Here is an 18,123-nt window from a genome sequence, read left to right on the forward strand (position 1 = left end):
TCGGAAAGGAAATCGGAATGCATGCCAAGGCCTCTTCACTGGTTCGCAAACTCGCCACGGGACTGACGCTGACTCTGGCGGCGCTCACCGTCACCGCGGGATTCGCCGGAACGACCGCACAGGCCGACGAGGCGGCCAAGCCGGTGCCGACCCGCGCGCAGATCGTCAACGCGGCCAACTGGAACCTCACGAACCCGCGGGGGTTCAAGACGTCGTGCACGAGTGGCGCGACGATCTACCAGAGCGTGCCGCACAAGACCTCGCCGCGGTCGAACAACCTGAGCCGCAACGGGTCGAACGCCAACTGCAACATCTACAACGGCTACAACGGTGACGAGTGGTGCGGCCACTTCGTCCGCTTCATGTGGACGCTGGGCGGCGCGAACCCCAACCCGGCCGTGCCGTCGGGCTACCCCGGCTCGCAGAACTGGCTCAACGGCAGCCGCTTCCACGCGTTCAGCGCGGCTGGGGCGCTCCCGAAGGCCGGTGACGCGATCGTGTGGACGAACCGGGGCGCGGGCGGCGGCCACGTCGCGATCGTCACGTACGTGAACACCTCGACCCGTGCGATCACGTGGATCGGCGGCAACGAGGGCGGCGAGAAGATCGTCGAGCACAGCGGCTACTGGCGGAACATGGGCGGCACGATGAGCGACAAGACGTTCCGCGGGTTCCGCAGCCTGTAGGCAGCAACGCACAAGGGGAGGGTGCAGGCGGTGTGCATCACGTGTGCACCGTCTGTGCATCGCCGCTGCTACGGTCCGCGACCGTGCGGTTTCGGGTACTCGGTTCGCTGGAAGTGCAGGCAGACGGCCTGTGCACGCCGCGGGGTCCCCGCAAGCAGAAGATCCTCGCGTCGCTGGTGCTCAACGCGGGGCGCGTGGTCACCGTCGACCAGCTGGTCGATGCGGTGTGGGAGCTGGACCCGCCCGCCACCGCGGCCCGGCAGATCCGCAACACCACGACCGAGCTGCGCCGCGACCTCGTCGCACAGGGCGCACCGGCGAGCGTGATCACCGCCGGCGGCCCCGGCTTCCTGCTCGACCTGACCGACTGCTGGTCGGACGTCAGCGCGTTCGAGCAGCGCCTCGCCACCGCCCAGCACCTGACCGGCCCCGACGCACTGGTCGAGCTGTGCCACGCGCTCGCGCTGTGGCGCGGCCCCGCGTTGAACGGCCTGCGCAGCGAGCCGCTGCGGACCGCGGCCCGCGTGCTCGACGAGCGGCGGCTCACCGCGCTGGAACGCCGGTTCGGGCTGGAGATCGACCTGAACGGCGGCGCCGACGTGCTGGAGGAGGTGAGCGCAGTGGCCGAGCAGCACCCGTTCCGGGAAGGACTGGTCGCCCACCTCATGCGCGCCCACTACCTCGCCGGCCGCCAGGCCGACGCGCTCGCCGCCTACCACCGGCTGCGCACGCTGCTCGACGAGGAACTGGGCGTCGAACCCGGCCAGCCGGTGCGCGACCTCTACGAACGCATCCTGCGCCAGGACCCCGCGCTCAGCGCCGCGCCCGCCGCCGAGCACCTGATCCCCCGCCAGCTGCCGCCCGCACCGCGTGACCTGCGTGGACGTGCCGAGCTGGTGGAGCAGATCTCCGCCGACCTCACCGACGGCCCGGTCGTGCTGAGCGGGCCGGACGGTGCGGGCAAGTCGGCGCTCGCCGCACACGTCGCGCACCAGCTCGCGGCGCGCTACCCCGGCGGCCAGCTCTACGCGGACCTCTCGCACACCACCGCTTTCGACGTGCTCGGCCGTTTCCTGCGTGCGCTGGGCGTCGCTCCGTCCGACGTGCCCGCGGATGCGGACGAGCGGACGGCCACCTACCGGACGTTGCTCGCGTCCCGGCGTGTGCTCGTGCTGCTGGACGACGCCGCGTCCGCGCAGCAGATCCAGCCGCTGCTCCCCGGCTACCCCGGCTCGACGCTGCTGATCACGTCCCGGCGCTCGCTGGCGGCGTTGCGCGACGCCGCGCGCCACGTCGTTCCCGCGCTGGACGAACGCGATGCCGCCACCATGCTGCTCGACGCGGCCGGCAGTGAGGACGCGGCGAGCGCCTCGTTGTGCGGACGGCTGCCGCTCGCGTTGAGCGTCGTCGCGGGTCGGCTGGCCGCCGGTTCCGACCCGATCATCGCCCGGCTGCGCGACCGGCTGGTCGGCCAGCGCGCGTTGCTCGACGAGCTGACCGCCGGCGATCTCGACGCCGCGATCGCCGTCCCCGCAGCGCGCCTGCCCGCACCGGTCACCTGGCACGACCAGCGCCGCAGTCGCCCTCCTCCGTGCGAGGCCGGGCGCGTGGCCGCCGAGCAGGGACCCCTCCCGAACGCGGCGCCCGACACTCAGCGGTGATCGCGTCTCGGAGGTGTTCAGGATGATCACACCCCGCACAACGGCCGACAGCCTGCTCGCGGGCGCGCGGAACGAGGTGCTGGTGATGACCCGCCTGCCGGGCGCGATGCGGCGGGTCGACCACCTGAACCTGCGCCGCGGCGTGCGCTACCGCGTCCTGTTGTCGCACGCCGCGCGCACCGACCTGGGGGTGCTCGCGCTGGCGGGCGCCGACGCGCGCACCGTGCCGTCCGTGCCGTCCGACGTGCTGGTCGTCGACGGCGCGCTGGCGCTGCTCCCGTCCGGGTCCGGCGTCGCGGTGCTGCGGCTGCGCGGCGTGGTCGCCACGGCCGTCGAGCTGTTCGAACGCGTGTGGCCGACCGGTGTGCCGCTGGAGTCCGGCTGCCCGGCTGAGCTCTGCACGCGCGAACGCGAGCTGTTGTCGTTGCTGTGCACGGGCAGCACGGACGAGTCGGCCGCCGCGCGGCTCGGCGTGTCCGTGCGCACCGTGCGGCGCATGGTGGCGGTGCTGATGGACCGGCTCGGGGCGCGCAGCAGGTTCCAGGCGGGTGTGCGGGCGGCGGACCGCGGCTGGCTGATGGAGCAGGCGGGGTGAGGGCGGGCCGCACGGGTGTGGGCCATGATGGTCCAGACCGCCGATCCTGACGAGGACGAGGTGAGCACGTGGACCGGCCGAACTGGGCACCTGGGGACATCGACGCCACGAGCCCGAGCCCTGCTCGGATCTACGACTACTGGCTCGGCGGGGCGCACAACTTCGCCGTCGACCGGGAGGTCGGGGCCAAGGCGCTCGAGACGATGCCCGAGCTGCGGCACGTGATCCGGACCAACCGGAGCTTCCTGCGGCGGGTGGTGAACCACCTGCTCGCGGCCGGGGTGCGGCAGTTCCTCGACCTCGGGTCCGGCATTCCCACGGTGGGGAACGTCCACGAGATCGCGCTGCAGACCGATCCGGACGCGCGCGTCGTTTACGTCGACATCGACCCCGTCGCGGTGGCGCACAGCCGGACGATCCTCGTCGACCATCCTCAGGTCAACGTGGTGCAGAAGGACATCCGCGACGTGGACTCGGTGCTGCGCGCGCCCGAGGTGACCGGGACGCTCGACTTCGACCAGCCGATCGCGGTGCTGATGATCGCGCTGCTGCACTTCGTGCCGGACTCGGACGAGCCGCGCAAGATCGTGGGCGGGTACCGCAACGGGTTGCCGTCCGGCAGCTACCTGGCGATCTCGCAGGGCGGGTTCGAGGACGGGGACGAGTCCGCCGGTGCTCGCGAGGCCCGTGAGCACTACAGCCGTCAGGTCACGCAGATGTCGTTCCGCAGCAGCGCGGAGATCACGGCGTTCTTCGAGGGGTTCGAGCTCGTCGAACCCGGCGTGACGCGGCTGCCGCTGTGGCACCCCGAGTCGCTGGACGACGTGGGCGAGGACGCCCACCGGTTCAACGGGTTCGGTGCCGTGGGCCGCAAGCCGTAGCCGGCTCGGAAGCCGCACCGCCGAGCACCGTCCGGGAGGGGTCCCGCGCGACCCCGGTCAGACTGGTCCGGCACCGCGACTTCGAGAGGAGCCGGCATGAACCACGAGAGCCTGGCGCGCGGCGTGCCCGGCACCGCACCGGGTGCGGTGGTCGCGCTCGCCGTCACCGGGCAGATCAGCGTGGACCCGGTGGAGGGCAGGACGATCCGCTTCGGCCGCAACCGCCCCGAGGTGGACATCTGCGTCGGCGAGACCGACCTGCGGGTCAGCCGCCAGCACGGCGTGCTCACCCGCCGCAGCGGCCACTGGTGGGTCAGCAACACCGGGCAGCTGCCGATCCGGTTGCCGAAGACCCGGCTGCTGTTCAGGGACGAGGAGCCGGTGCCGCTGCCGGACGGCTACTCGCCGCTGTTCGTCCGCGGCTCCCACGACCGCGAGCACCTGCTGGAGGTGTACGTGGCCGGTGAGGACGGCGGCAGGCCCGCGATGCGGCACAGCGCGGTGACGCAGCCGCCGAAGCGGTGGCGGCTCACCGAGGACGAGCGGCTGCTGCTCGTGGCGCTCGGCAGGCGCTACCTGCTGCACGAGTCGAACCCGCAACCGGTTGCGCGCCAGCAGGTCGCGGAGATGATGGCCGAGCTGCAACCGGACAGCACGTGGGGCATCAAGCGGGTCGAGCACATGATCGCGGACGTGCGGGCCCGGCTCTCCGCGGCGGGCGTGCACGGGTTGCTGCGCGAGGAGGTCGGCGAGCCCGTCGGCAACGCGCTCAACGACAACCTGCTCAAGGAGCTCGTGCTGTCGACCACGCTGGTGCCGCCGGATCTCGCACTGCTCGACGAGCTGTACTGATCACCGCCGGTCCATGCCCACCACCATGGCGGGCGTGAACGTCCGCAGGAACGGGACGACCAGCAGCGCGGTGGCGACCGCGAAGACGCCGAACGCGAGCCGGTAGCCGAACCACTCGGCCAGCAGTCCGACGACCGCCGCACCGATCGGCAACGCGCCCCAGCTGAACAGCTTGGCCGCGGCAGTGAACCGGCCCATCATCTCGGCGGGCACCAGCTGCTGGGCGATCGTGCGCGCGTTGACCGACCACAAAGTACCGCCGAGCCCGCCGAGGAACGCCGCGAACGCCACCGCGACCAGGTTCCCGGTGACCACCGGCACGGCCACCATCGCGAGCGTGCCGACGATGTCGGCGAACATGACGGCACGCCGCCCGAACACCCGGTTCAGCGTCGTCACGCTCACCGCCCCGACCAGCCCGCCGACGCCCAGCGCGCTGAGCAGCACGCCGTAGCCCTCGGCGTCCATCCCCATCGCGCCGGTCGCGACCAGCGGCATCAGCGCCAGCCACGCGCCCCAGCACGCGCACAGCACGGTCAGCACCAGCGCCATCAGCCGCAGCACGTCGTTGCGCCACAACAGCTTCAGGCCCTCGGCGATGTCCGCGTGCACCGAAACCGGCTCGGCGGTGGCACGTGCCACGCGGAACCGTCCGACCAGGAACAGCAGCACGACGACGCCGAGCACGTAGCCGGCGGCCGTGGCACCGAGCGCGACCGACGCACCGGCCGCGACGAGCAGACCGCCGACGAACGGACCGCAGAACTCGTTGCAGACGGTCTCCGCACCCGTCATCCACGCATTGGCCCGCTCCCGGCCGGCGGGCGCGATGGCGTCGGGCAGGAGCGCGGACGCCGCGGTCAGCGCGATCACCTCGGCGACGCCGAGCGTCGCGCCGCTGAGGTACAGGAGCCCGAGGCTGGGCGCGCCGACGCACAGCAGCCCGACGATGACCGCGAGGCGCATGCCGTTCGCGACCCACAGCAGCACGCGCCGGTCGACCCGGTCGACGAGCACGCCGACGTGCAGCGCGACCAGCAGCCACGGCAGCGTCAGCGTCAGCGAGACGCCCGAGATCTGCAGCGGTGAGCTGGTCAGCGCGGTCGCCATCAGCGGCAGCGCCACCTTGGTGACGCCGTCCGCGAGGTTCGTGACGGCCGTGAACGCCACCAGCACGGCGGTGTTCCTGCTCGTCGTGTCGACGACTGCGGTCATTCGCTCCCCAAACCGTCTAAAGCGATAGCCGGTTACCGGCAGGATGTACGATAGCCGACGTAACCATCAAACGGATTAGCCGGTGAGCAGATGATCGAGCCCTCAGCCGAGGCGAAGCTGGTCGAGGCGTTCGCCAACACCGTCGACCTCGAGGACGAGACCGACGCGCTGGCCACGGCCGCGGACGCCACGACGTGGCTGCGGACCAGTGGCCTGATCGGCGACCGGGTACGGCTCGGCGATGACGATCACGGCAAGCTGCTCGGCCTGCGGACCGGGCTGCGCGCGGCGCTCGCTGGCGTTCCCGAAGCTGGCGTGCTCGACGAGTTGCCGGTGCTCGTGAGCTTCAGCGGCCGCGTGCTGACGCCGTCACCCGCGCTCTCCCCCGTGCACCGCGCGCTGGCCGAACTGGCGATCGCGTGGTCGGCGCTCGTGGTGACCGGCGAGGCGCAGCGGCTGAAGCGCTGCGCGGACGACACCTGCGGCTGGGTGTTCTGGGACGTCTCGCGCAACCACAGCAGGCGCTGGTGCACCATGCGCGTGTGCGGGAACCGGGCGAAGGCGCGGGCCTACTCGGCCCGGCAGAAGGGCCACTGAGCACGGGACCTGTGGGCCGTCCGGAAAGGACCCTCGGCGGGACCTCGGTCCCTGGAGCCGGACGGCGGGCACCCGCACAGTGGAGGCACACGCCGCCGAACGGAAGGCATTCCGTGCCTCGCACCGCCGCTCGCTGCTCCGCCATCCGCGTGACCCGCTACTTCGACGAGGTCGTCGACCAGCTCGTCCGCTCCGGCATCAGCGTCGACTCCGTCGCCATCGACCTCTCTCCCGCCGAGCCGATGCGCGGCCAGCTCATGACCGGCCGCGGCCCCGTGCTGCGGTGGCGCGAGGACCTCGGGTGGACCTCCGGCACGCGCTCGGCGGGCCCGGCCGCGCACCCCGATGAGGTCGCCCGGCTGCTCGAAGCGGCCCTCGAAACGGCCTGAGCGTCACGAATGCCGGTGCGCCCCAACGGGGTCCGCGCCCGCCGCCAGCCACTCCCGCGTCTGCTCCCGCGCCCGGTCGATCAGCTCGCGGGACTGGCTGAAGTCCGCGGGTGACGTGTGCAGCGGGCACAGCGTCGGCACCACCCGCAGGGTGACCGCGTCGGCGTACCGCTCGACGTCGAGCGCGAGCCGGTGGTTCACCAGCAACGTCAACGCCTGCAACGCCATCCCCAGCGCGCTGGACGGCGGTGCGGGCAGCGCGCACGCGTAGCCGGTCGGCAGCACCCACACCGGGTCCGCGCCGAGCGCCACCGCGTGCGAGACGGGCGTGTTGTTCACCGCGCCACCGTCGACCAGGTGGCGGTCGTCGATGAGCACCGGCGGGAACACGCCGGGCACCGCGGTGCTGGCGAGCACCGCCTCGATCGCGTCGCCGGTGGAGAGCAGCACCTCGGCGCCGGAGAGCACGTCGGCCGCACCCACGTGCACTCCGATCACGGCGTCCTCCAGGCGCTCGTACGACAGGTTCCGCCGCAGCAGCCTGCGCAGCCCGGTGTTCGGCACCAGGTGGTCGCGCAGTCCGACGAACCCCAGCAGCCCGCGCACCGGGCGGATCGGGAAGATGTCGTTGCGGGACAACGAGTTCCACACCTCGATGAGCCCGCCGACCGCGGCGCCCGATCCCAGCCAGGCGGCGTTCACCGCACCGACCGAGGTACCGACGACCAGGTCCGGCCGCACGTCCGCGTCCTCCAGCGCGGCCAGCATGCCGACCTCGACCGCACCGAGACTGCCTCCACCGGCGAGCACGAACGCGGTCGTCATGACCGCAGTATTCGCTGCCACGCGGGTGCACGGCGAGTGGCCGTTTTTCAGCGGTGGGACAGCTCCTGCGCCTCGGCGGCCTCCGCGCCGTGGACGACGACGGCCCAGATCACGACGACGCACAGTGCGATCACTATCGTCGACCAGATCGGGTGCACGGTGACGAACGCCAGCTGCGCGACCGCGTTCACGACCGCCAGCAGCACCGCGACCACCCGCGCCCACGCCGCACCGGAGAACAGCGCGATCCCGGCGAGCGCCACCAGAACGCCGAGCAGCAGCGTGATCCAGCCCCACCCGGTCAGATCGAACACGAGCAGTGACCCCGGCGCCGCGACGTAAACGTCGCTGCGGAACAACGCGACCAGGCCCTCGATCGCGTTGAACGAGCCCATGACGATCATCATGACGCCCGCGAACCAGATCCAGCCCACCCACGCCGTGACGTCACGACCGCGAACCGGGCTGTCCCACTGGTTCCTGCGGCGATGTTCCTCCTCGACCATCTCTGCCTCCATTTCGGTGTGGCCAGAACCGTTCCACGCCGGCGACGGGACGGTCTTCATCCGCGGCGGGCGAAGGCGCACAGCGCGGATCAGCAGTTCCGCCACGAACGAAGGCGCGCTGCTCGGGAACCGGCGGCAACCCAACGTGCCCCGCCGCGCGGGTCAGCAGTTCCTGCACGGTGCGCAGCACGTCGGCCACCCGGTCCCGGTGCTCGCACAGGATTTCCACTCGACGTGTCGCGTCGCCGATCATCCGCGCGACCCGGTCCCGCGCGGCCGACTCCTGTTCCGCCAACCGGCGGGTGGCCTCGGCCCTGCGGGTGGTCATGGCGAGCTCGAAGTCCGCGAGCACGCGTTGCCGTTGCCGCGCCGCCTCTTCGTCCAGCTCGCGGCGCCTGGTCTCCGCCTGGCCGACCAGCTCGGCGACCCGCTCGTGCGCCTCGCGCATCAGCTCCTCGTGCTCGGCGCGCATCTCGCGGTGCCTGGCCTCGACCTCGCCGACGAGCCAGGAGTGCCTGCGTCGCAGGCCCGCCTCCGCCACGCGGGCCGCGTGCCAGCTCTGCTCCCCCAGCGCCCGCGCCCGCACGACGACCTCCTCGGCCTCGGCGTGCGCGAGATCCACCATGTGCCGCAAACGTTCGCCTGCACCGTCGACCGTGATCGGTGTGCGGCACACGCGGTCGATCCGCGCGCGCAACCGGCGGTTCTCCGTGCGCGCGCCTTCCAGCTGGGCCACCAGGCTGGCCGCCTCCGACCGCGCGGCGTCCCTGTCCACGGCCAGGATCCGCAGCTCCTCTTCCACGTGCCGCACGTAGTGCCGCACCTGGTCGCGCCGGAATCCGGTCCACGCGAGGTCGAACCCGGTCCGCAGCGGCACCAGCTCGGCGGTCACGGCCGCACCACCGCCAGGTCCGACCGGCACACCCCGCCGATCCCGCCGTCCGGCGCACCGGGCGCACCCGGCGAGACCACCCGGACGCGACCGCCGCTCAGCAGCGCCGCGCGCACCGCGACGTCAGCCAGCAGACCGGAATGCCGTGCGGACCAGGCGAACGGCGGCACCCGGTCGCCGGGGATGACGTCGGTCGGCTGAGGGCCGAACCACGCGGTGGCGCTGACGTCCTCCGGATGCTCCACCAGCAGCTGCTCCACCCGTCCCCGTGAGAGCGCGGCCAAAGTCTCGTGGGCGCCTTCGACGCCGAGCCCTCGTTCCCGGCAGCGCTCGGTGAAGTCGGACAGCACCTCGGCCGTCCACAGCTGCGCGCTGGACGAGGCGAGCGAGACGATCGGCACCTCGGTCGTCCGGGTGCCGCGCAGCCGCCGGATGGTCACCTTCGCGCGCGTCGCGGGTGTCAGTCCTTCGCGCAGCACCCGCGCCGTGTCCGGCTCGCCCGCGATCACCAGCAGGCGCGCGCCGATCTGCGCGAGCGCCGCCTCGCAGGCCTTCGCGACGGTCCTGGTGTTGCGCTCCCACGACTCCTCCCCGAAGCGCAGCTGCGCGCGGCTGATCGTGTTGTTCCCGCCGGGCGCCATGTGGACGTCCGCACCGGACCGCTCGGCCACCACGACGACGCACGGCGGACGGTCCTGGAACCACGCCAGCAGCGGCAGCACGTGCGCGGGCGCGGTGAACCAGGCCAGGTCCAGGTGGCCCAGTCCCGGCGTGCGGAACACCCGCGGGGACAGGCCTGGACCTGCGAACACGACGAGCTCGGCGGTGCGTCCGGCCTGGGTGATCGCCGGTGCCGCGAGCAGCGCGAGGTCGACCTCCCTGATCGTGGCCGGATCCGCGCCGTCGCACCGCAGCTGGTCGACGAGACGACGCCAGCGGGCAGGCCAGGCGCTCGCCGGACCTGATCCTATGTAGACGGACGCGACCGGGTGCGGCGGACGCAGGACCTCCACGAGGTCGCGCAGACCGACCAGCGGTGTTGTGCGCACGGGCATGGGACTCCCTTCACTCAACGGGGCTCCAGCAGACTGCCGACCGGATCACGTGCGCGACGTCACCCAGCTCAGGTGAACTCGCTGCCACGGCTGGACGTCACTCGCCCGACGCGGAGGAAGTGGCGGCGCGCCTCCACCCGAGACGATCGACGGGGCCAGCAGAGGAGGCAGACCACATGAGCCGGCAACCCGATCGGCGGAGATCACGACGAGTCGTACTCGTCTGCCTCACCCTGATGCTCATCGCGTCCACCGCGGACGACGATCCGTGTGAAGCGGACACCGGAGTGCTCGCCGCGGCCGTACTCGCGCCGCTGGGTGTGCCGCGGTTGCTGGCGCCGTTCGTCCGCGCACTCCTGTTCCTGTCCAAGCCATTCGACGCGACAGAGCCACACTGCGCGGTTCGGCCCTCGGGCGTTGCGCCCACCGATGGCCCGCGTGCCAACGGATCGCCCACTCCTGGTTCGTCCCGCGAGTCACTGCTATCGGAGCACATCTGACGCCCACGCAGAATCGTGATCCGAAAACAGGAGATGCCTCACATGCCCGACAGCCAGGAGCCAGCTGACGGCGAGTCGCCCGTCGTGCCGTCGAAGCTGCGCGTCCCCGTCTCGGCCGTGCCACTCGTGCCACGCGATCGACTGCTATCCACATTGGACAACATGGTCGGCGCGTCACCACCAGCGGTGACATTGGTCAGCGGACCAGCGGGAACAGGAAAGACGACGGTGCTCGCGGAATGGGCGAGACGATGCGCAAGGGGCCAGAACGCGCCGAGGATCGCCTGGATCACCCTGGACGCGCACGACAACACACCCGCGTACCTGTGGACGGCCATTCGGGACGCGTTGCTGCTCAGCGGTGGGTGGACCGACCCCGCTCGCCTGGAATCGGTGACGTTGCAGGCACCCGCGTTCGCGGTGGACGTCGTCGCCGCGTTCGACCACGCGACCGCGCCGGTGTGCCTCGTGCTCGACAACGTCCACGAGCTGCGCGCCGCGGAAGTCTTGCGAACATTGGACATCCTCGTCCGCCACTTGCCGGAGCGGTTGCGCTTGGTGCTGGCAGGCCGGTTCACCCCTGGGCTGCACCTGTCCCGCCTCCGGCTGGAGGGAAGGCTGCGCGAGATCGGCACGACCGAGCTGGCGTTCACCCGCACCGAGGCCGAAGCCCTGTTCGCACAGCAGCGAATTCAGCTCACCCCGGACGGAATCGGTGTGCTGCTGCGGCAGACCGGGGGGTGGATCGGCGGGCTGCGGTTCGCCGCGATGGCCATGGCGGGCACGACGACGTCGCCCGCCGAGCTGCCGTTGTTCACCGGTCACGACGAGATCGCGTCCGCCTACCTCAACGAGGAGGTGCTGGCGCAGCACCCCGACGACGTCCGCCGGTTCCTGGTGTCCACCAGCATCTGCGACGTGCTCAGCGCGGATCTCGCCGCCGCGGTGTCCGAGCACCCCAACGCGGGTGAGGTGCTGGACCTGTTGGAGCGCACGAACTCGTTCGTGACCCGGCTCGACGAGTGGTACCGCTTCCACCCGATCCTGCGCGGCCACCTGCGGGCCGAGCTGGGCCGCACGTGGCCGAAACGGCAGCGCGGACTGCACCGCACGGCCGCGCGCTGGTACTCCGAGCGCGGCATGCCCGTCGCCGCGCTCGAGCACGCGATCCACGCCGAACAGGGTGAGCTGACGGCCGAGCTCGTCGAGGGAGCTGGGCTGCGGGAGATCCTGAGCAGCGGCGGCGAACGACTGCACGAACTGCTCACCACCGTGCCGCACCACCTGCTCGCCCGGCCGGTCATCGGGCTCGTCGCCGCGCTGGCCGCGCTCGACGCCGGTGACCCGGCCACCGCCGACCAGTTGCTCGACCAGGTGAACCGGTCGGCGCACCCGTTGAGATCGGACGAGCTCCGCGCGCTGCACGCCACGGTCCTCGTGCACCGCGCGCGGTTCGACGGCGACCTCGGCGAGTCGTTGCGCAACCTGAGCCGAACGACCGCGGGCCGCACCGGCGCGGCGGACCTGGACGGCGCGGCGTTGATGAACCGGGGCATCGCGGCGCTGTGGCGCGGTGACCACCGCACGGCGGAGGCGGATCTGTCGCGCGCGTCCGACCTGGCGCGGCACGAGGGTTTCGACCACGCGGTGCTGGACTGCCAGGTGCACCTCGCCGCGCTGGAAACCGGGTGCGGTGATCACCGCGCCATGCACCACCGCGCCACCGCGGCGCTCGAGTTCGCCGCGGAACGCGGCTGGGAGTCGAAGCCGGAGTGCTCGCTCGCGTACGCGTTGCTCGGTGTCCACGCGTACCAGCGCATGGAGGACGACCAGGCGCGCGCACTGGCGTCACGGGCGGTCGAGGTGCTGACCAGGCGGACGGATCCCACGACCGAACTGGCCGCGTCCTGTTTGGACGCCATCGTGACGTTCGGCGAGACCGACGAGCCGCACGCCGTCGTCGGGGCGATGTGGAAACGTTTGCGGGAGCTGGACCGGCGGCAGGTCGCGCCGCCGTTGGTGGCGTTCGTGACGCCAACCGCGCAACGGATGGCGTTGCACGTCGGCGAGCAGCAGTGGGCGGCGGAGATGGCCGAGCACGTGGACAAGGTGCTCGGCACGTGCGCGGAACCGGCGCTCCTGCGGGCGGTCGTGCACATGCACCACGCCCGCGCGGGTCAGGCGCGCAAGCTCGTCGCGCCGATCCTGACCGGCGAGCTGCGCGCGGTGGTGGCCAACACCGTCGTCGACGCGTGGCTGGTGGAGGCGACGCTGGTCGACCGGGCGGGCAGCGCGCAGCAGGCGCACCACGCCATCTGCCAGGCGCTGGCCGCGGCGGAGCCGATCGACGCCATCCGCCCGTTCCTCAACGCGGGCAAGCCGATCCGCGATCTGCTGGCCCGCGGCGCGGGCCGGTTCGGCAGGCTCGACCCGTTCGCGACGGCCACGATGACCGCCCTGCCCGCCACGTCCACGACGTCGACCGACGTGCTGACGACCCGCGAGCGGGACCTGCTGGTGGAGCTGCCGTCCATGCGGACGACTGAGGAGATCGCCGACTCGCTCTTCGTGTCCGTCAACACCGTCAAGACCCACCTGCGCGGCATCTACCGCAAGCTCGGCGTCAACCAGCGGCGTGACGCCGTGATCGTGGCGCGCCAGCGCGGACTCATCTGATCAGGGAGAACCCATGACAGCACAGCACTTCTCACTGGACGAGTTCCTCGGCATGGTCGTGCGCGGCGTGGCGCGCGACCTGCCGGGCCTGCTCGGCACGGACATCGCCGCCCTGCGCCCGCGCCAGCCGCACCACAGCCCGGTGGTGCTCGCGGCGCACGGCGTCTCGCTGACGTTGCACGAGATCCAGCTGCGCGCGGTGCGCGGCCCGATCCGGGTGGCCGCGACAGCGGACGGCCCGGTGGTGAGCGAGGACCTGTGGCACGACGAGCGATGGCCGGAACTGCGGCTCAAACAGGCCTGCACCCAGTTCCCCGACCAGTCACGGGTACTGCACGAGACGCGCGGCGTGGTCTCGCTCCCTGGGTTGCACGACAACGGAAGCGTCGTCGTGCTGTCCGCCTACCTCGCCGAGGCACCGGGGACGGGCGCGGTTTCCATCCTGTCGCGCTACGAGCGGCTGGTGGCCTCCGCCATCGTCACCACGTCCGCGTTCACCGGACCGCCGCGCCGGACCGGGCGGGCGCTCGCGATCCTCCAGTCACGCGACGACGTGCAGCAGGCGACCGGGATCGTCATGAGCCTGTGCCGGACCGACCCCGTCACCGCCGGACGGTTGTTGCACGACATCGGGCTGCGGGCTGATGTGCGGCCGGACGCGCTGGCTGCCGAGCTGGTGCGGATGGCCGGCGATCCCGGTGAGAAACCGGGGGCCGCACCCGCTCCCGACCCCAGGGCCCGGCGGATCGCGGTCGAGCTGTGGTCGGCGCTCAGCAGGAACGGCTGAGGTCTAGGCGAAGTCGGGCAGGCGGCGGGCGACCTCGTCCGGCGCGGGCATCCGGGCGATCTCGTCCGCGATCGCACGGGCCGCGTCGCGATGTCCGTTGTGCGCCAGCAACTTCCGGGCCTGCTCGGTGATGGCGTCCGCGCTCGGGTCGTCGAGCCGCAGGCCGGCACCGGCGGCGCACACGGCGTCCGCGTTGGCGAACTGGTCGGCGCCCTGCGGCAGCACCAGCTGCGGGGCGCCGACGGCCAGCGCGCCGAGCGTGGTGCCGCTGCCGCCGTGGTGCACGACCAGGTCCGCGTGCGGCAGCAGTTCCGCCTGCGGCACCCACTCGTGCACGGTGACGTTCGCCGGCACGTCGCCGAGCTCGGCGAGCGGCACCCGTCCGGCGGCGACCACCACGCGTCCCACACCCGCCAGGCCCCGGATGGCCGTGGCGAGCAGTTCCGGCGTGCCGAACGCGGTGCCGAGCGTCAGGTAGACGAGCGGAGCGCCCAGTGCGGGCAGCTCACCGGGCGGGGAGAACGGCACCGGCCGGAGTCCGATGCGGACTGCCGGGAGAAAGTTCTCGTCCTGCAACGAAGACGGGCAGATGTCGATGTGCGGCACGTCCAGCGCGGGCAGCTCGAGCCCGATGCCGGCGGGGATCATGCGTCCGAACCCGTGCCACACACCGGGAATCCCGGCCCGCCGCGCCGCGACGGCCGCGCCCGGCAGACCCCACTCGTGCACGACGAGGTCGGGCCGCAGCCGCGCCAGCTCGGGTTCGAGGTCCTCGGCGTAGATCTCGTAGAACGAGTCGGCGGGCCGGAACGGCCGCAGCCCGTTCGCGGCGAGCGGGGCGTGCACGTTCTCGCCCGCGGCGAAGTGCACCTCGTGCCCGGCCTCGCGCGCGGCGACCGCGAGCGGGATCAGCGGGTAGGTGTGGCCGACCGACGCCAGGCTGGCGAACAACACGCGCATGCCGACGAACCTACGCGCGGCGGGTCCGCGCCCCGCTGGGCGGGACAGCGCGTTCGGGCTGCTGGCCGCGGCGGGCCACGTTCGTCACGAAGCAGGCGAACAGCGCGAGCACCAACGCGATCTTCACAGGCCCCTCGTCCGGTTCCTCAACGCCCGGCGCGCGGATCTCGTTGCGCGGTCGCACACCGCCGTTGGGCATGATGGGACCCGCACCCACCTGGGGAGGTGTGGTTGTCGGGGGAGGTGTCACGTGGCGCGTACCGAACGTCCGCTGGACGGCGAGGACGGCCCAGTTCTCCGGTTCGCGGAGGACCTGCGGAAACTGCGGCAGAAGGCGGGCACCCCGCCGTACCGCGAGCTGAGCAAGCGAGCGCACTACTCGAGCGGGGCGCTGTCCGACGCCGCAGCCGGGCGCAAGCTGCCGACGTTGCCCGTGGCGCTAGCGTACGTGCGCGCCTGCGAAGGCGACGTGGACGAGTGGGAGAGCCGCTGGCACGAGGTCGTCGGGGAGATCAACGCACCGGAGGTCGCCGAGGCGCCGGACGAGGGCCCGTACGCCGGGCTGGCGGCGTTCGGCGAAGAGGACGCCGAGTGGTTCTTCGGCCGGGACCGGCTCGTCGACGAGCTGTGCGAGCGGGTGCGCGAACACCGGTTCGTCGCCGTGGTCGGGCCGTCGGGCTCGGGCAAGTCGTCGCTGCTGCGCGCCGGGCTGCTGCACGCCCGCGCCACAGGGCTGCGCGGGCTGGCGACCGGTCCGGTGCTGGTCATGGCGCCAGGTGCGCACCCGTTGGAAGAGCTGGCGATCCGGCTGGCCAGGCTCAGCGGAGGTTCCGCGGCCGCGGTGCTCGCCGAGCTGAGGAACGACGGCGTGCTGCCTGCCCCGGACGGCCTGCTGCTGGTGATCGACCAGTTCGAGGAGCTGTTCACCGTCTGCCGCGACGCGGCCGAGCGCGCCCGGTTCCTCAGCCTCCTCGACACCGCCGCGAAGGTGCGGATCGTCATCGGCGTGCGCGCCGACTTCTACGCGCACTGCGCCCAGCACCACGAGCTGGTCGGGGTGCTGCGCGACGCCCAGGTCGTCGTCGGCCCGATGACCACGGCGGAGCTGCGCAGCGCCGTCACCGAACCGGCGCTGCGGGTGGGCGGCCAGGCGGAGGCCGAGCTGGTGTCGCAGGTGGTGGCGGACGCGACCGGCAGGCCGGGTGTGCTGCCGCTGATGTCGCACGCGCTGCTGGAGACGTGGCGGCGACGGCGCGGCTCGACCATGACGCTCGCCGGGTACGAGGCGGCGGGCGGGATGGCGCAGGCCATCGCCCACACCGCCGAGGGTGTCTACGACGCGCTGAACGAAGACCAGCGACGGCTGGCGCGCGAGGTCTTCGTGCGGCTGTGCGAGCTCGGCGAGGGCACCGAGGACACCAAGCGCCGCGTCCAGCGCGCCGAGCTCGATCCCGAGGTCGAGCCGGTGCTGGAGCAGCTCGCCGGGGCCAGGCTGGTCACGCTCGACCGCGACACCGTCGAGATCACCCACGAGGCGCTCATCCGCTGCTGGCCGCAGCTGCGCGGCTGGCTCGACGACGACCGCGAGAACCTGTGCCGCCACCGCCAGCTCACCGAGGCCACCACCGCGTGGGAGTCGCTCGACCACGACCAGGGCGCGCTGTACCGGGGCACCCGGCTCGACCTCGCGCGCGAGATCCCGCCCGCACACCTGAGCCGCCGGGAACGCGCGTTCCTCGACGCCAGCGTGGCGGCCGGCAAGCGGCGCGTCCGGCGGTCGCGGTACCTGACCGCGTTGCTGGTGGTGCTGCTCGTGGTCAGCACGGTCGCGACCGTCTACGCGGGACGCGCGAGCAGCCAGATGACCGTGCAGCGCAACGCCGTGCTGTCGCAGAAGGTCAGCGCCGAGGCGGTCGCACTGCGCACGGTGAACCGCCCGCTGGCCGCGCAGCTGAGCCTCGCCGCGTACCGCCTCTCCCCCACGGCCGAGGCGCGCGACAGCCTGCTCAGCGTCCTCGCCCACCCGATCACCGCGCACACCGGCACCGTCAACGCCGCGGTCTACGCACCCGACGGGCGCCTGCTCGTCACCGGAAGCGCGGACAAGACCGTGAAGACGTGGGACGTCAACGATCCCGCCGAGCCGGTCGAGCTCGCGACCGCGCAGACCGGCGCCGTGTACGGGGTCGCGATCAGCCCCGACGGCAGGACGTTCGCCACCGCGGGCGTCGACCGCACCGTGCAGCTGTGGGACATCACCGACCCGCGCGCCCCGCGCAAGATCACCTCACTGACCGGTCACACCAACGTCGTCTACTCCGTCGCGTTCAGCCCGGACGGCAGGACGCTGGGTTCGGGCAGCTACGACCAGACTTCCCGGCTGTGGGACGTCAGCACCCTTTCCGCCCCAACGGAAATCGCCCACCTCACCGACTACGGGTCCATCGTCAAGCAGGTCGCGTTCAGCCCCGACGGCCGGACGTTCGCGGCCGGGGCCGACGACCGCACGGTGCACCTGTGGGACACCACGAACCCGCGGCAGACCAAGCTGGTCACGGTGCTGAAGACCGGCCACTCGGACATGGTCCCGTCGCTGACGTTCAGCCCGGACGGCAAGCTGCTCGCGACCGGCAGCGACGACCGCACGATCCGGCTGTGGGACGTGACCGACCGCGCCGCCCCCAAGCTGCTCACCACGCTCACCGGGCACGGTGCCGTGGTCATGGCCGTCGGGTTCAGCCCGGACAGCCGCACGCTGGCCAGCGGCGCGGACGACAGCACCGCGCGGCTGTGGCACGTGTCCGACCCCGCGCACGCCGTGGTGCGCGCCGTGATCACCGGGCACAGCGGGTCGGTGCAGTCCGTGCGGTTCAGCCCGGACGGCACCCGGCTCGCCACGTCCAGCACCGACCGGACGGCGCAGATCCAGGACCTCGACCCGGACAAGGGGGCGGCATCGGTGTGCGCGCTGCCTCCGCCGCGGATGACCGAGGCCGAGTGGGCGGAGCACTTCCCCGACCTGGACTTCCAGCCACCGTGCCCGTAG

At 72.3% G+C, this 18,123-nt stretch carries 18 protein-coding genes; 11 read left to right on the forward strand and 7 right to left on the reverse strand.

Annotated features, from left to right (window positions below):
- The first annotated feature begins 17 nt into the window (after positions 1-17).
- The 5 genes from FKR81_RS31925 to FKR81_RS31945 all read left to right on the forward strand — a co-directional run bounded on the left by FKR81_RS31925 (position 18) and on the right by FKR81_RS31945 (position 4,675).
- Positions 18-686 carry a CHAP domain-containing protein gene (locus FKR81_RS31925; RefSeq protein WP_146357659.1) on the forward strand — a complete coding sequence of 223 codons (669 nt, stop codon included), beginning with the start codon at positions 18-20 and terminating at the stop codon, positions 684-686.
- Between the two features lie 83 nt (positions 687-769).
- Positions 770-2,347: an AfsR/SARP family transcriptional regulator gene (locus tag FKR81_RS31930; protein ID WP_186763289.1), complete on the forward strand. Its 1,578-nt coding sequence runs from the start codon at positions 770-772 to the stop codon at positions 2,345-2,347.
- 22 nt (positions 2,348-2,369) lie between these two features.
- Positions 2,370-2,942, forward strand: a complete 573-nt coding sequence (locus FKR81_RS31935) for a helix-turn-helix transcriptional regulator (protein WP_146357662.1) — start codon at positions 2,370-2,372, stop codon at positions 2,940-2,942.
- A 68-nt stretch (positions 2,943-3,010) separates the two neighbouring features.
- Positions 3,011-3,823 (forward strand): SAM-dependent methyltransferase, encoded by an 813-nt coding sequence (locus FKR81_RS31940; protein ID WP_146357664.1) that lies wholly within the window; start codon positions 3,011-3,013, stop codon positions 3,821-3,823.
- A gap of 96 nt (positions 3,824-3,919) precedes the next feature.
- Positions 3,920-4,675, forward strand: a complete 756-nt coding sequence (locus tag FKR81_RS31945) for an FHA domain-containing protein (RefSeq protein ID WP_146357666.1) — start codon at positions 3,920-3,922, stop codon at positions 4,673-4,675.
- Here FKR81_RS31945 and FKR81_RS31950 read toward each other — a convergent pair whose 3' ends face one another.
- Positions 4,676-5,890, reverse strand: a complete 1,215-nt coding sequence (locus FKR81_RS31950) for an MFS transporter (RefSeq protein WP_146357668.1) — start codon at positions 5,888-5,890, stop codon at positions 4,676-4,678.
- Positions 5,891-5,980: 90 nt separating this feature from the next.
- On the opposite strand from FKR81_RS31950, the gene FKR81_RS31955 reads away from it, so the two are divergent.
- Positions 5,981-6,487 carry a CGNR zinc finger domain-containing protein gene (locus FKR81_RS31955; protein WP_146357670.1) on the forward strand — a complete coding sequence of 169 codons (507 nt, stop codon included), beginning with the start codon at positions 5,981-5,983 and terminating at the stop codon, positions 6,485-6,487.
- A gap of 113 nt (positions 6,488-6,600) precedes the next feature.
- Positions 6,601-6,876 carry a hypothetical protein gene (locus FKR81_RS31960; protein ID WP_146357672.1) on the forward strand — a complete coding sequence of 92 codons (276 nt, stop codon included), beginning with the start codon at positions 6,601-6,603 and terminating at the stop codon, positions 6,874-6,876.
- 3 nt (positions 6,877-6,879) lie between these two features.
- Here the strand turns inward: FKR81_RS31960 and FKR81_RS31965 are convergent, their stop codons facing one another.
- The 4 genes from FKR81_RS31965 to FKR81_RS31980 are packed head-to-tail and all read right to left on the reverse strand — an operon-like array spanning position 6,880 to position 10,154.
- Positions 6,880-7,701 (reverse strand): patatin-like phospholipase family protein, encoded by an 822-nt coding sequence (locus FKR81_RS31965; RefSeq protein WP_146357674.1) that lies wholly within the window; start codon positions 7,699-7,701, stop codon positions 6,880-6,882.
- Between the two features lie 47 nt (positions 7,702-7,748).
- On the reverse strand, positions 7,749-8,207 hold the full coding sequence (locus FKR81_RS31970) for a DUF7144 family membrane protein (protein WP_146357676.1): 459 nt from the start codon (positions 8,205-8,207) through the stop codon (positions 7,749-7,751).
- Entirely contained in the window at positions 8,149-9,099 is a 951-nt protein-coding gene (locus tag FKR81_RS31975; RefSeq protein WP_146357678.1) for a coiled-coil domain-containing protein, read from the reverse strand. Before FKR81_RS31975 ends, FKR81_RS31970 begins: the two co-directional genes overlap by 59 nt.
- Positions 9,096-10,154: a baeRF2 domain-containing protein gene (locus FKR81_RS31980; protein WP_146357680.1), complete on the reverse strand. Its 1,059-nt coding sequence runs from the start codon at positions 10,152-10,154 to the stop codon at positions 9,096-9,098. The genes FKR81_RS31975 and FKR81_RS31980 overlap by 4 nt, the downstream gene beginning before the upstream one ends.
- A 176-nt stretch (positions 10,155-10,330) precedes the next feature.
- Between FKR81_RS31980 and FKR81_RS31985 the strand changes: the two genes are divergently transcribed.
- The 3 genes from FKR81_RS31985 to FKR81_RS31995 are packed head-to-tail and all read left to right on the forward strand — an operon-like array spanning position 10,331 to position 14,117.
- On the forward strand, positions 10,331-10,654 hold the full coding sequence (locus tag FKR81_RS31985; protein WP_146357682.1) for a hypothetical protein: 324 nt from the start codon (positions 10,331-10,333) through the stop codon (positions 10,652-10,654).
- 42 nt (positions 10,655-10,696) lie between these two features.
- The gene (locus FKR81_RS31990) at positions 10,697-13,330 is read left to right on the forward strand and encodes a LuxR C-terminal-related transcriptional regulator (protein ID WP_186763290.1); all 2,634 of its coding nucleotides are present in this window, start codon (positions 10,697-10,699) and stop codon (positions 13,328-13,330) included.
- 13 nt (positions 13,331-13,343) lie between these two features.
- A complete protein-coding gene (locus FKR81_RS31995) occupies positions 13,344-14,117 on the forward strand; it encodes an ANTAR domain-containing protein (protein WP_146357686.1) in 774 nt (257 codons plus the stop codon).
- Between the two features lie 3 nt (positions 14,118-14,120).
- On the opposite strand, the gene FKR81_RS32000 is transcribed toward FKR81_RS31995, so the two are convergent.
- Together FKR81_RS32000 and FKR81_RS32005 are read right to left on the reverse strand one after the other, a co-directional pair.
- Complete coding sequence (locus FKR81_RS32000; protein WP_146357688.1) at positions 14,121-15,077, reverse strand: glycosyltransferase; 957 nt, start codon at positions 15,075-15,077, stop codon at positions 14,121-14,123.
- A 10-nt stretch (positions 15,078-15,087) separates the two neighbouring features.
- The gene (locus FKR81_RS32005) at positions 15,088-15,294 is read right to left on the reverse strand and encodes a hypothetical protein (RefSeq protein ID WP_146357690.1); all 207 of its coding nucleotides are present in this window, start codon (positions 15,292-15,294) and stop codon (positions 15,088-15,090) included.
- 33 nt (positions 15,295-15,327) lie between these two features.
- Here FKR81_RS32005 and FKR81_RS32010 point away from each other — a divergent pair, with 33 nt between their 5' ends.
- Positions 15,328-18,123: an nSTAND1 domain-containing NTPase gene (locus FKR81_RS32010; RefSeq protein ID WP_146357692.1), complete on the forward strand. Its 2,796-nt coding sequence runs from the start codon at positions 15,328-15,330 to the stop codon at positions 18,121-18,123.

Source organism: Lentzea tibetensis (assembly GCF_007845675.1).
In the GTDB taxonomy this organism is placed as follows: domain Bacteria; phylum Actinomycetota; class Actinomycetes; order Mycobacteriales; family Pseudonocardiaceae; genus Lentzea; species Lentzea tibetensis.